13 protein-coding genes are annotated in these 12,533 nt (G+C 61.3%); 3 read left to right on the top strand and 10 right to left on the bottom strand.

Annotated features, from left to right (window positions below):
* Window positions 1-4 precede the first annotated feature (4 nt).
* The 4 genes from hpt to cysK all read right to left on the bottom strand — a co-directional run bounded on the left by hpt (window position 5) and on the right by cysK (window position 3,413).
* Window positions 5-550 (bottom strand): hypoxanthine phosphoribosyltransferase, encoded by a 546-nt coding sequence (gene hpt / locus NOV21_RS05135; RefSeq protein WP_283170252.1) that lies wholly within the window; start codon window positions 548-550, stop codon window positions 5-7.
* 150 nt (window positions 551-700) lie between these two features.
* Window positions 701-1,327, bottom strand: a complete 627-nt coding sequence (locus tag NOV21_RS05130) for a Maf family protein (RefSeq protein WP_283170126.1) — start codon at window positions 1,325-1,327, stop codon at window positions 701-703.
* A 1-nt stretch (window position 1,328) separates the two neighbouring features.
* Window positions 1,329-2,456, bottom strand: a complete 1,128-nt coding sequence (gene tilS / locus NOV21_RS05125) for a tRNA lysidine(34) synthetase TilS (RefSeq protein ID WP_283171774.1) — start codon at window positions 2,454-2,456, stop codon at window positions 1,329-1,331.
* Window positions 2,457-2,462: 6 nt separating this feature from the next.
* Window positions 2,463-3,413, bottom strand: a complete 951-nt coding sequence (gene cysK / locus NOV21_RS05120) for a cysteine synthase A (RefSeq protein WP_283170124.1) — start codon at window positions 3,411-3,413, stop codon at window positions 2,463-2,465.
* Between the two features lie 97 nt (window positions 3,414-3,510).
* On the opposite strand from cysK, the gene NOV21_RS05115 reads away from it, so the two are divergent.
* Complete coding sequence (locus tag NOV21_RS05115) at window positions 3,511-4,281, top strand: tyrosine-protein phosphatase (RefSeq protein ID WP_283170123.1); 771 nt, start codon at window positions 3,511-3,513, stop codon at window positions 4,279-4,281.
* 55 nt (window positions 4,282-4,336) lie between these two features.
* Here NOV21_RS05115 and NOV21_RS05110 read toward each other — a convergent pair whose 3' ends face one another.
* From NOV21_RS05110 to rlmD, 3 genes are all read right to left on the bottom strand, one after another.
* Window positions 4,337-4,789 (bottom strand): Cna B-type domain-containing protein, encoded by a 453-nt coding sequence (locus tag NOV21_RS05110; RefSeq protein WP_283170122.1) that lies wholly within the window; start codon window positions 4,787-4,789, stop codon window positions 4,337-4,339.
* Window positions 4,786-5,661: a hypothetical protein gene (locus NOV21_RS05105; protein WP_283170121.1), complete on the bottom strand. Its 876-nt coding sequence runs from the start codon at window positions 5,659-5,661 to the stop codon at window positions 4,786-4,788. Before NOV21_RS05105 ends, NOV21_RS05110 begins: the two co-directional genes overlap by 4 nt.
* A 782-nt stretch (window positions 5,662-6,443) precedes the next feature.
* Window positions 6,444-7,691 (bottom strand): 23S rRNA (uracil(1939)-C(5))-methyltransferase RlmD, encoded by a 1,248-nt coding sequence (gene rlmD, locus NOV21_RS05100; RefSeq protein WP_283170120.1) that lies wholly within the window; start codon window positions 7,689-7,691, stop codon window positions 6,444-6,446.
* Window positions 7,692-7,917: 226 nt separating this feature from the next.
* On the opposite strand from rlmD, the gene NOV21_RS05095 reads away from it, so the two are divergent.
* Together NOV21_RS05095 and NOV21_RS05090 are read left to right on the top strand one after the other, a co-directional pair.
* A complete protein-coding gene (locus tag NOV21_RS05095; protein WP_283170119.1) occupies window positions 7,918-8,433 on the top strand; it encodes a ferritin in 516 nt (171 codons plus the stop codon).
* 223 nt (window positions 8,434-8,656) lie between these two features.
* On the top strand, window positions 8,657-9,490 hold the full coding sequence (locus NOV21_RS05090; protein ID WP_283170118.1) for a zinc ribbon domain-containing protein: 834 nt from the start codon (window positions 8,657-8,659) through the stop codon (window positions 9,488-9,490).
* A 75-nt stretch (window positions 9,491-9,565) separates the two neighbouring features.
* On the opposite strand, the gene NOV21_RS05085 is transcribed toward NOV21_RS05090, so the two are convergent.
* From NOV21_RS05085 to NOV21_RS05075, 3 genes are all read right to left on the bottom strand, one after another.
* Window positions 9,566-10,966 carry a DUF2130 domain-containing protein gene (locus tag NOV21_RS05085; protein ID WP_283170117.1) on the bottom strand — a complete coding sequence of 467 codons (1,401 nt, stop codon included), beginning with the start codon at window positions 10,964-10,966 and terminating at the stop codon, window positions 9,566-9,568.
* A gap of 111 nt (window positions 10,967-11,077) precedes the next feature.
* Complete coding sequence (locus NOV21_RS05080) at window positions 11,078-11,200, bottom strand: hypothetical protein (protein ID WP_283170116.1); 123 nt, start codon at window positions 11,198-11,200, stop codon at window positions 11,078-11,080.
* A gap of 101 nt (window positions 11,201-11,301) precedes the next feature.
* Window positions 11,302-12,483 carry a pyridoxal phosphate-dependent aminotransferase gene (locus NOV21_RS05075; RefSeq protein WP_283170115.1) on the bottom strand — a complete coding sequence of 394 codons (1,182 nt, stop codon included), beginning with the start codon at window positions 12,481-12,483 and terminating at the stop codon, window positions 11,302-11,304.
* Window positions 12,484-12,533: the final 50 nt, after the last annotated feature.

Here is a 12,533-nt window from a genome sequence, read left to right as displayed (position 1 = left end):
AGCGCTAGTTCGCGCTGGCGTATACCTCGGGCTTCAATACGCCGATATAGGGGAGGTTGCGATACCGTTCCGCATAGTCGAGGCCGTACCCCACGATGAATTCGTCAGGGCATTCGAAACCGACGTAACGGCAGTCCAGCTTCACCTGCTGGCGCGTCCTTTTGCGCAACAGCGTGGCAACCTCGATGGATGCGGGATTGCGCGATGAGAGATTCCGGATAAGGTAGCTGAGCGTCAGCCCGCTATCCAGGATGTCCTCCGCGATCAGCACGTGGCGGCCTTCGATGGAGGATGAGAGATCCTTCTGGATGCTGACGATGCCCGAGCTCTTCACGCCGGATCCGTAGCTGGAAACCGCCATATAGTCCATCTCCAACGGCAGGTTGATTTCGCGCACGAGATCCGCCATGAAGATGGCAGCGCCGCGCAGCACGCTGATGACCAGCAGAGACTGCCCCGCATGATCGGTTGCGATTTCGTGCCCCATCTCGCGCACCCGCTTGCACAGATCTTCCTCGGAGAAGAGGATTCGCTCGACGTCTTTGTGAATGGACTCCACCGTAGAACCTTCCCATAATTGTTTCACAGCCTCCGAGTGTAGCAAACTCGGTGATAGCGCGTATTGCAACTCGGTAACGTTCACGGTATTTCAACTGGGTTAAACCGCCCGGTACGGGGCATCTGCCCGGAGGGAGACGGGCTATTCTGGACGCAGCGCGGGAAATGCGTCGAGCAGGGTGCTCACCGGGAGGCCTACGATGTTGTCATAATCGCCCTCGTAGCCCGCGACGAGCTGCATCCCGGCGCCCTGGATGGCGTATGCCCCGGCTTTGTCGTAGCTCTCACCCATACGCAGGTACGAGGCGATCTGCTCCTCCGTCAGCGGTTTGAATGTCACATCGCTCGTCTCGCTGAAAGCCCCCTTGCCCACGGTAACATTGCCGTCTTCGGCGGTTTGAAGCACGTAGACCGCCACGCCGGTAACCACCTGATGCGTCTCACCGGACAGTTTGCGCAGCATGCCCACGCCCTCCGAATAGCTATGCGGCTTTCCGAAGATTCGCCCTTCGAGCACGACCATGGTATCCGCCCCGATGACGGCGACCTCGGTAGCGCGCTGGTCGGGCTCGGCGGCGAGCAGCTCCTGCACAACCGCCCCGGCCTTGCGCTTGGCCACTTCGCGGGCGGCGCGCACGGGATCCGCCCGCAGCTCGTCGTCGAGCGACTCGTCGACCGGTGCCTCGGCGGTCCGAACGGCGAATTTCACACCGGCACGCTGCAGCAGATCGCGGCGGCGCGGGCTGCTCGAAGCCAGGATGATATCCATGCTAGTTCTTCCTCCGCGCCCGATAGACTTCCATAGGCTCTACAAGCAAACCGTTCTTGTTGGCCGAAAGCGCGTAGTCGCCCTGGATGTTGCCGGTATACCCGCTGATGGGGGCTCCATCGGCGAACGCGTTGGCGCACGCTTCCACGGTGGCGGTTTCCACACGGGCGTCCAGGCCCAGCATCAGCTGCAGCACCTTCGCGATCACGCGGCGGCGCATCGGAAGGGGCGCTTCGCCGAAACGGGGCGCTATCGAGCAGCCCGATGCGTAGTTCAAGCCGTCGCGCATCTCGGTATCGAGCCATCGCACATCACGCTCCAGCAGCTCCTGCGCCCGCACGTCGAGCATGTCGTCCTCGTCGGCGATGAGGTTCATGCTGCGGCACAGCGTGTCGAGCAGCTGGGGATTACGCTCCTTGGCAGCGGGCACGATCGCATTCCGCACATACGCGCGGAACCGATCGGTATGATCGTTGGTGGCGTCGGTGCGCCACGGCGCACCCGCATCGTCGACCACGCAGACGATGGCGGGGTCGGTTCGGGCGTCGAGGACGCGCTGATGCAGGAAGGCTTGCAAATCATCACGGCTCGTATCCAGGCAGGGCCGCATGATCTGGCCGTTCGCGTAGCGCATGCTGCGGAACCCACCGGGGCCGGTCCCCACTATGCTGCGCATGTAAAAGTTCTCGACGCGGTCATCTTGCGTGTGCGCGGTGAAGATGCGCCCATCCCGCACGGGGGAGCCGATCTGCTGGCACAGCTTGCTCAGAGCCTCGTGGGCCGCCCGGTAGCGTTCCTCCCGGGCAACCGCTTCCATATTGCCGCCCGTTGTGCGCACGACGGCGTCCACATCGACCTCTCGAAGGAAAAACGGAAGGTCGAGGGCCTCGGCAAGACGCTGGACGAAGCGCGCATCGCCATCCGAATCCTCGCCGCGAAGCTTATGGTTCACGTGCAGTATCCCCAAAGGTCCCAGTTCACCAGCCGCATGCAGGTCGTTCGCCAGATAGGCGAGAGCAGTGGAATCGCTCCCCCCGGAAACCATCAGCAGCACCGGTGCATCGGAAGATGCCAGGCCGCGCTCGCGGATTGCGGCCGCAAAACGCCCGTACGTCGTCTCCTCCATCATTTCCCCCTACCGTGCGCTCTCGTCGAACAGAACCGTGGAAAGGTAGCGCTCGCCCGTGTCCACGGCGAACGTGACGATGGTCGCCCCCGCAGCCTCGGGGTGTTGCTCTGCGAGCGACCGGACTGCGGCGATATTCGCCCCGGTGGAGATGCCCGCGAGAATACCCTCCTCCTTGGCGAGGCGGCGCGCCGCGTCGAGCGCATCGGCGGTCGGCACGGCGATGGCGCCTGCGATCGCCTCCAAGTCAAGGGTCGAGGGGATGAAATTCGCCCCGATTCCCTGGATGCCATGCGCCCCCGGCGTGATCTTCTCGCCGGCAAGCGCCTGGCCGATGATCGCGCTTTCCGCCGGTTCGACCGCGTAGCATCTGGTCGCCGCCCTGCTCCGCGCGAAATAATGGGCGCATCCGCTGATGGTCCCACCCGTGCCGGCGCCCGCCAGCACGAAGTCGGGGGCGGCGCCCAGCTGACGTTCGATCTCGGGGGCCGTCGTCTGCTCGTGCGCCAGGGGGTTGTCGGGATTGGTGAACTGCCCGACAATCCAGCCACCGTCGATGGAGCATTCGAGCTCTTCGGCCTTATCGACCGCTCCCTGCATGCCCTCGGCGGCGGGGGTAAGCACCACTTCAGCCCCGTATGCCGCCGCCAGGAGCCGACGCTCGCGGCTCATGCTTTCGGGCATGGTCAGAATCACCCGGTACCCGCGTGCGGCACCTAGCATGGCGATGCCGATGCCGGTGTTGCCGCTGGTCGGCTCTATGAGGACACTCTGCCCAGGGGCAATCGCGCCCGCTTCCTCCGCGTGCAAGATCATGCTGCGCGCAGCGCGATCCTTGATGGAAGCACCCGGGTTGGCGGCTTCGTACTTCACATACACTTGAGCGCCCACCTCGTCCGAGAGGCCTTCGAGGCGGATCAGCGGGGTTTCGCCGATTATGCGGCTCAGCTCGTCCTGCATGGGCAATCCTTTCGACGCGATGTTTCCGCCTAATGCTACCACGCAAAACATGCTACTTTTGGAAACGCCGCTGCGACTCCTAAGGTATGCTACAGGCATGGAACACGAACCCAGCATACTGAATTTCCGCGATCTCGGCGGCATCCCCTGCGAGGACGGGAGCATCGTGCGGCCGCACAAGCTGTACCGTAGCGCCGCTCTCGAACGCGCATCGGCGGTCGATCGCGGCAATTTAATCGGCTATTGCGACGTGGGAACGGTCATCGACCTGCGAACCAGGCTGGAGCGAGGCGGGCACCCCGACCCCGCCCTCCCGGGCGTGAAGCGCGTGGAGATCCCGCTCATGCCGGCGCAAACGCTGCTCATCACCCTCCAAGACGACAATTGGCAGGAGCTTGTGCAGGGCAGCTGGAATCCCGACACCTACGATGCGTGCGCAGCGTACCGCATGATCGCCGGCCCATCCGTGGAAGATGGATGGCGCGCTATATTCAAGGCGCTCCTTGACTCCGGAGGCCATGCGGTTCTCTGGCACTGCACCAATGGAAAGGACAGGACGGGCGTCGTTGCCGCCACGATCCTCCGCGCGCTGGGCGTGCCTCCCGAAATCGTCATGGAGGACTATCTCCGCTCGAACGACGAGCTGCGCGAGCAGAGGAAACGCATCCTCCAGGTCGCCAAGCTGCGGAAGGACAAGCCGGGCTTGCAGCACAAGATCGGACCCCTCCTGCAAGCGCGGCCCGAGTACCTCAACGCGTTCTTCGATGCCGCGGATGAGAACTATGGCAGCTTCGACGGCTTCCTCGAAGACGCATGCCAGCTGAGCATCGCCGAAGACGACCAGCTCAGGGAGCTGTTTTTGCAATAAGGGCGGGAAAAGGCACGTACCTCGCCGCGAAGGCTGCCCGCCGCGCAGTCATAAACTACTCGTCCTTTCTGCACTTTCTTGCAGATACCGCCACGGAGGCCAAGGTCGCGAACGAGATCGCCATCAACCCCGCGAAGAGAGGAAGATCGGCGGAATCGCCCGTTTGGGGAGTGCTTTCTCCCGCAGGCTTCGTCGAAGTATCGGGTTGCGGGCCTTCCGGCTGTGGGTTATTCGGCTGAGGCTTATTCGGTTGCGGCTTATCCGGTTGAGGCTTATCCGGTTGCGGGGTCTTTGGCGTATGCGAGTTCTTGATCGTATAGCCCTCCTCCGCACTTCCAACGACCTCGGACTCGTAGCCATCCACCGCGTCTTCCGTTACGGTGTAGGCGATCGCCGTACCGGATTTCTTGGCATCGACGTCCGTAAAGGAGCCGGTCCAGTTGTTCTCCGCGTTCAGCTCCAGCGTCTTTCCGGTATCCTCGCCATCTGCAACCAGATGAATCGTCACCGATTTCGGGCGGATGCCATCCTTATCATGCTCGTCGTGTAGATACCGATTTCGGTAGCATCCTTGCCCATGCCGGTGGAGTAATCGTATCCGCCGGCATGGATATCGCTTCCGTCAAACGCGCTTTTCTCGATATCCTTTTCGACCCCTGAGCCGGATGGGGTTTGGCCGGCGATGGTAACTGCCGTCTTCGCCCCGTTCACATCCACTTCGGCAGTGATGGCAGAGCTGGATTCGTTGCTTGCCGTTGCATTCAAGGCAAAGCTCCCGGCGATGCCGTCCGCGTTATCATTGAAGATCAAGTGGTAGGTGCCTTCGCCTTGCTTCTCGAACCCTTTGAAATGCTTCGGATCGAGCTGCAGATCGACGTTCTTCAGGCTATCAGGAATCTTCACGACGATGTAGTCGCCCTCGTGGATCGCTCCATGGTCGATTTTATAGTTGACGTTGAAGCTGACGTACTGTCCGTTCGAAACGACCGTGTCCTCCGTGGTGATCGTGCAGTGGACATGCGCTCCCGCATCCTTGCCGCCGGCCCGCGCCGGCGCCTTGGCAGCCCTTGGCTGCACCGCAGATGATGAGGACTCTGGTTCAGAGGAAGCCGCCTTGGAGGAATCATTCGCCTCGACCAAGGCGCCGTCGATGGAACTTCCCGCGGGCCTCGATGGCGCATCGACATCCGGGGTGGATTTCGCGATGGAATCCCCTTCCCCAGCCTGCTTTCCCGTTTCGATCCCTTCGGTTTCGGCTTGCGAAGCCGTAGAAGCAGGCTCCGCCGCCTGCGGTTCCGTCTTCCCATCGGCAGCAGACGCTTCCGCCGCCGCTCCCGCAGGCTGAGCGGTTTCGCTGGTCTCCGCATACGCTTTCGACAAGCCTCCGGCGATGACGGTATTCGGATCCTAGGCAAACAGGCTCAGGGACAAGACCACCGTCAGCAAGATCGAGGTGATTTTTCTTCGTTTCATCATGCGGTCAGCCCCCTTGTTGCAGGAATGCGGCGAATCGAGAACCGTTGGACGATGCATGGTATCAAAGAAAAACGATACGCGATATGGCGTATTTCCCCCTTTACGGACCATCGTAATGCAGTGTCCCTTCGATGTCTCTTCGACCAAGAATGCTTTTCGCCGAACGCACCGAAATCACGGGCTGCGAGATTCCGGCGTATGCTGATTACCAGCATCTGAAAAAGCGGCATTGCGAGCCCATGCTCGCCGCTCTCATACCGCATCGGTTCATGGAGCTGCGCAAAAATCCGCCCAGCAGACCCCGCCCTTTTCTGCGATTGCCGCTTCGAGTTGAGTGAAGTACGAGACCTCCACGCACTCAAGACCCCTGACATCTAACTCAACCCTCTGACATCTAGGGAAGCACTGATGAATTCCGCCTTGGCCGGGGACGGCGGGCTGAGTGCCAAAGCGGCGGAAGCCGAGCGAGCGCAGGCGTGCGCGAACGAGGATCGAGCCGCTCCGGCGCCAGCATGTCGTTCTCGGGCTGGCGGAATTCATCAGCGGTTCCCTAGATCGGCTACTCAACCCTGCCGCTGTTTGACCGGCATCGTCCTTGGATAAGTTCTCGCGGAGCGTTTGCCGTTTCCACTCGCTCGAAGAAGGGAGACCCAAAAAGTGCTTGGAATCAAGGGCTTTCGAACCTCTTATGTGTCTTTCCTCGACATCAAGACTACCGTCTCGATGTGATCGGTATGGGGGAACATGTCGACCAGGCGGAGCGAATCGAGACGGTATCCACGTTTGCGCAGATACTTCGCGTCGCGCGCCTGGGTTTCGGGATCGCAGCTGATATAGACGATGCGCTGCGGCTTGAGAGCGCACGCGGCTTCGAGGAACTCAGGGCTCGACCCCGCGCGGGGCGGATCCATGAGGAGGACGTCGAGCGAGCGCCCTTCGTCCGCGTAGCGGCGCATGAACGCCCCCGCATCATCGACGACGAACTCGGCGTTGCCGATGCCGTTGTGCGCCGCATTCTGGCGGGCGTCGCGGATGGCCGACTCCACGTTGTCGACGCCGATCACCTGCACATTTTCCGCCGAAGCAGCCGCCACCAGGCCGATGGTTCCGGTGCCGCAATACGCATCCATTACGGTTATCGGACGGTTCGCACCGCCCGCACCCCCCAAGTGCGTTTCCTCGATAGCGGTCCGGTAGAGCACCTCGGTCTGCACGCCGTTCACCTGATAGAAGGAATGGGAAGAGATGCGGAAGCTCAATCCGCACAGCGTGTCGAGGATGAACCCCGGGCCGAAAAGCGTATGCTCCTCCGTCCCCAATATGGCATTCGTGGCGCGGGCGTTCACATTCTGTACGACTGTGGTGATTTCGGGGCAACGTTTTACCAGTTCACGAGCAAAATTGCGCCCGCCGGGAAACTCCCTTCCGTTCGTGACAAGGGTTACCAAGACCTCCCCGCTTTCATGCCCCACGCGCACAACGCAATGGCGCATGAAGCCGGTACCGGCGTCTTCGTCATACGGTTCAACCCCGTAGCGCTGCATGACGGCGCGGACCGCGTTGACGATGCGCCGCCCGCTGGGATGCTCGACCGGGCAACTCTGCACCGGGATGATGCGATGCGTTCCCGCTGCGTACATGCCGCAGAGGATCTCACGCCGCGGCGGGACCTTCTTGCCCTTGGATTCCCCCCGCGGCTTCGCGGGCCGTCCGGGCGCAAACGGGCTGGCAATCTTATTGCGGTAGCGAAACGGATCCTCCATCCCGACGATAGGGGGGAGGGACGAATCGGAGCCTGCGATATCGTAGAACAAGTCTGCGACGATGCGCTGCTTCCGCGTGAGCTGCTGATCATAGGGAACGTCGATGGCGCTGCATGCCCCGCATTCGCGGGCAATCGGGCAGATACCGCTCGGATCGCGAGTGGGCTTCACGCTCCTACCGCGAACGGAGGCGCCCTTCGGGGAACGCGCCCTCGATGCCGTTTTGCCCCCAGGGGGAGGTTTGCAATGGCTCGTCTGCTTCTTCATGCGCGCCATTGTGACACACAACGTGATGGTGCGGTGAAAGCAACGTCGTATTCGCACGAACGTTCCGAATTCGCCTCGCGAACGCGGTATCATCGATTCGATCGAGCAACTTGATGAAAGGAAGTCGCACATGGATCCAAAAGTTTCAGCACTCATCAACCAGCAAATCAACAAGGAGCTCTTCAGCGCCTACCTGTACCTGTCCTTCGCGGACTATTACAAGGAGGAGGGCCTTGACGGCTACGCCAACTGGTACATGGTCCAGGTTCAGGAGGAGCGCGATCACGCCCTCATCTTCCGCAACTACATGCATGCGAACAACGAGCATATCGAGCTTGACGCCATCGAGAAGCCCGACATGACGTTCACCGATCACCTGCAGCCGCTGGAAGCCGGGCTGGAGCATGAGAAGTACGTCACCAGCCTGATCAACGGCATCTACACCGCTGCGGAGGAAGCGCACGACTACCGCACCATGCAATTCCTGCAGTGGTTCATTCAAGAGCAGGGCGAAGAGGAGGAGAACGCCCAGGACATGATCGCCAAGATGAAGCTCTTCGGCGGCGACGCGAAGGCCCTGTACGACCTCGACCAGGAATATGCCGGCCGCGCATATACCCAGGCCAGCCCTTTGACCACCGCATAATCGACCTTGCACCCCATGAAGCGAATGCCGCGGCCGATGCGACCGCGGCATTCCCGTTTCGCGCGCAGCCCACTGCGCCAAGCCACGCGGGGCGTCGGCTTCGAAGGGTCGGCGCGGCCAACACGACACGTGTCGGTTTCGCTACCGTTTCATGAAAGCGAATCCCCGCATCGTTCGAACGGGTAAGATGCTCGCATCCGATTCATGAGAAGAAAGGGCGGGCATGGCGGCACGCTATTGCATACGTTGCGGCAAACAGCTGCATGATAACGCGCGGTTTTGCGCATATTGCGGTGCCCCCGTTCCCGACTTCCCCGAAGACCCCGGTAGCGCGGACGAGCAGAAAACCTCCGTCATCGCGCCCCTCGACCCCTCAAGCGAAAGCGAGGCGCAAAAGACATCGGTTCTGCCGTCCGCCAGCCTAACCCAGCCGTCCTCGTCCAATTCCCCATCCGCCCATGAGGACGAAACGATGGTCATCGGCGCCGTTCCCCTTTCCGCAACCGCGGCGGCGTTCTCTCGGGATAACGCGCCCGCAATCCCCCGCGTCGAGCCCGATTTAACCGGTTTCGACGTGGAGGTCGAGCCAGCCTACGACAGCAGCGTCTTGGATATGGGCAACTGGGACGATCTTTCGTGGTCGTCCGAACGCCCCGCCGGCTGGACGGGCGGTATGAGCGCCCAGGCGACCATGCAAATGCCTGGGATGGTCGATCCCGCAGCGAGGATGCGCGGCGGCACCGATCAGATGGGGCCCGCCCATGCCCCGAGGGTGGAGTATGCGACGCCCCAGCAGACGGTCTTCGCCGCCGAGGAACCCCGCAAATCTCATGCGAAGGTCATCGTCGGCATCATCGTCGCGGTCGCCGCCATCGGATTCACCACCTATTTCCTCACTACGAATCCCTACGTGTTCCAGAATATCGAGACGATGCTCGCCGACCGGTTCGGCAGCACGCTCGCCACGACGCTCTCCGCGATATTCAGGGGCGCTCAGATCGTCCTCACGGAGGTGGGCAAGATCATTTTCGGCAGCCTCTCGCACGCGTTCGGCTAAACGCTAAGGCGGCGCGCATCGGCAAGACGGATGCGGTAGAGCCTCCATAGCCTCCCGTCTATTCGAAGGCACCCCTCATTCGCCTGAGGTCCTTCCGGCGGAGGCGCGACGGGCCTCGTCGAACTTCTCCTTCATCGTGGGGTTCCGATACGTGAGCTTCCGAATCGTCAGATCCTGCGCTTTGTCGTTGGCAAGGCGCAGCTGCCGCTCGCTGCTGGTGAGATTCTCCTTCACCTTCTGAAGATGTGCGATAGTCTTGTCGATCTCGTCGATTGCGGTTTCGAACCGATTGCTCGCTGAGACGAAATTCTTCGCGAACCCGTCTTTGAACTTCTCCATCTTGTCCTCGAAGGTGGTGATGTCGATGTTCTGCTGGCGGATTTCCGCAAGTTCCCTTCGCGCCGAGACGGAGCTTGCGGCGGAGTTGCGCAATATGCTGATGAGCGGTATGAAGAATTGCGGGCGGATAACGTACATTTTGGGATATTGCCAGCTCACATCCACGATTCCCTGATTGTACAGCTCGCTATCCGGCTCAAGGAGCGTGACCAGCACCGCGTATTCGCAGCCCTTCTTCGTGCGGTCTGCATCGAGCTTTTTGAAGAACTCCTCGTTCTTGTGACGGTTCTTATCGGATGATTCGTCCGCCTCGTTCTTCATCTCGAACATGATGGAGATGAATTCCGTCCCGTCATCCGTGGATTCCCGGTAGATGAAGTCGCCTTTGGTGCCGTCGCTCGCATCGTTGTCCTTTTCGAAATAGGCATGCGGGAACGCCGTGGCGCGGATCCTGTTGAATTCGCTTTGGCAGTGCTGCTCCAACGACTCTCCCACGAGCTTGGTGGAAAGGCGCGCCTTCATATCGCGCAACCGCTCGATTTCGCTGTTCTGGTATTTGATCAATCCTTCTTGCTCGGCAAGCCTCTCGTCCATCCGAGCGCGCAGCTCGCTGGCGGCTTTCGCGCCCTCGGCCTCCTTTAGGGCAAGTTGGGAAGCGGTCTGCACACGCTGCCGCTCGACTTGCGCTCTCGCCGCATCGATCTCGCGTGCCGCCTTCGCTCGCTCCAATTCCAGCTGGGATGCCGCCCTCTGCTGCACGGCGGCAAGCTCCGCCTGGGCCGCAGCGCGCTCGGAGGCTATCTGCGCCGCCAGCGCATCGCGCTGCTTTTCGGCAGCAGCGGCGGCCTGCGAGACGGCAAGCCGCTTCTGCGCCTCGAACGTTTGGGCTTGGGAAGCGACCTGCTGCTTGAGTTGTGCGATCTCCGCCTGCTGGGAGGTCACGGTCGCCGTGAGCTCCGCGCGCGTCTTCTGCACCGCCAGCTCGGTCTCCCTGCTGCCCGCATCCTTCAGCTGGGCCTCGCGCCGCTCCAGCTCGCGAGCAAACTCCGCGTCGCGCACCTGGGCAACGATCTGCGCGTACCCGCTTTCATCGACCGTGAACACCGTCCCGCAGTTCGGGCACTTGATCTCGCTCATATCCAGCTGCTCCTCAAACCATGCTATATCACAAGCGCCAGCGAAACCCGCGAATGGCTACCTTAGGCGCAGGCGAAACGAGCTATTTTGAATAGGCCAGCTGCAACTGGCCTATTCGCGTTCACGCTCTCGATACATCCGCTTGCGCTTATTTTCCCCCAACATGGCAAGAATCGGCGCCATCACACTTGATGCCGACCCAAGACCGGACGGGATCTCACGAACAAGGCTCATAGGCATCGCCTCCTTTACGGAAGCTCCGCCCGGGTGCGAACTACGCTAGCATCGATATACTAACATATGTTCGCTTTTCAACCCGCGCAGCCAAAGGGTTCTTATTCGTAATCGCGCTTCAAGGCGCCGAATGCGTCGCGGCTGTTGCGGATCGTTTGCTCATCGATGCAATACCCGAGGCGAACCCAACCTTCGACGCCGAAGGCGTTGCTGGGCACGAGCAGCAGCTCGTGCTTCTTCGCCTGCTCGCTGAACGACTCCGCATCGGGCTCGAGCGCCTTCACCCACAGGTAGAATGCACCTTGCGGCTCGATGTAATCGTAGCCGAACTCGTCGAGGATCCCGCAGAGGAGCTCGCGGTTCGTCTCATACGATTCGATATCCGCCGGCTCGTCCACGCATGCCGCGATGACCTTCTGGAATAAGCTGGGCGCGCAGATGTACCCCAACGCACGGCCCGCACCGCACACCGCATTGAACAGGGCGGCGCTTTCGGTTGCTTGGGGCGGAACCAGCGCGAACCCCATGCGCTCGCCCGGCAGGCTCAGGCATTTGCTCCACGAGTAGCAGACGATGGTGTTGTCGTATAGGCTGGGCACCCACGGGACCTCGCGCCCGCCGTACACCAACTCGCGATACGGCTCGTCGGAAAGGATGAAAATCGGGCTGCCGAACCCATTGCTCTTGCGTGCCAGCAGGGAGGCGAGACCCTCGAGGTTTTTCCGGCTGTAAACCACGCCAACCGGGTTGTTGGGGCTGTTGATGATCACGACCTTCGTATGCGGAGTGATCGCCGCCTCCATAGCGGCAAGGTCGATTTCGAAATTGTCTGCGCGCGCCGGCACCTCCACGAGCTTCGCGCCGTGCACATGCGTCCAGATGCGGTATTCCGGGAAGTACGGCGTGATGGCGATGACCTCGTCCTCTGGCTCGATCAGGGCTTTGAGCGTCACGGAGACGGCGCCGGAGGCGCCTGCCGTCAGGTAGATGTTCTTCCCCGTGTAATCGGTGCCGAACCGCCGGTTGAACGCCTCGGCGATCGTCTGGTTGACTTCGGGGTCGCCGGCGCTCTGCGTATACGCATGCACTTTCACCGGATCGCTCTGGCCCAGCTCGACGATCGTCCTCCCTACCGATGCTGGAGCGGGAACGCTGGGATTTCCGATGCTGAAATCGAACACGTTTTCAGCACCGATCTCCTTCTTGCGCTGCGCACCGTACGCGAACAGCTTGCGGATGGGAGAGGGCGCATCGCCCAAAGCGCGCATTTCGGCATTGTACATTGCAGGTCCTTCCCACAGGTATCTCGAGTACGTGAGCATCGTAGCACTTT

The organism is Curtanaerobium respiraculi (assembly GCF_024609215.1).
In the GTDB taxonomy this organism is placed as follows: domain Bacteria; phylum Actinomycetota; class Coriobacteriia; order Coriobacteriales; family Eggerthellaceae; genus Curtanaerobium; species Curtanaerobium respiraculi.
Note: the sequence above shows the minus strand (reverse complement) of the source record. Positions and strands in the feature narration are given on the sequence as shown.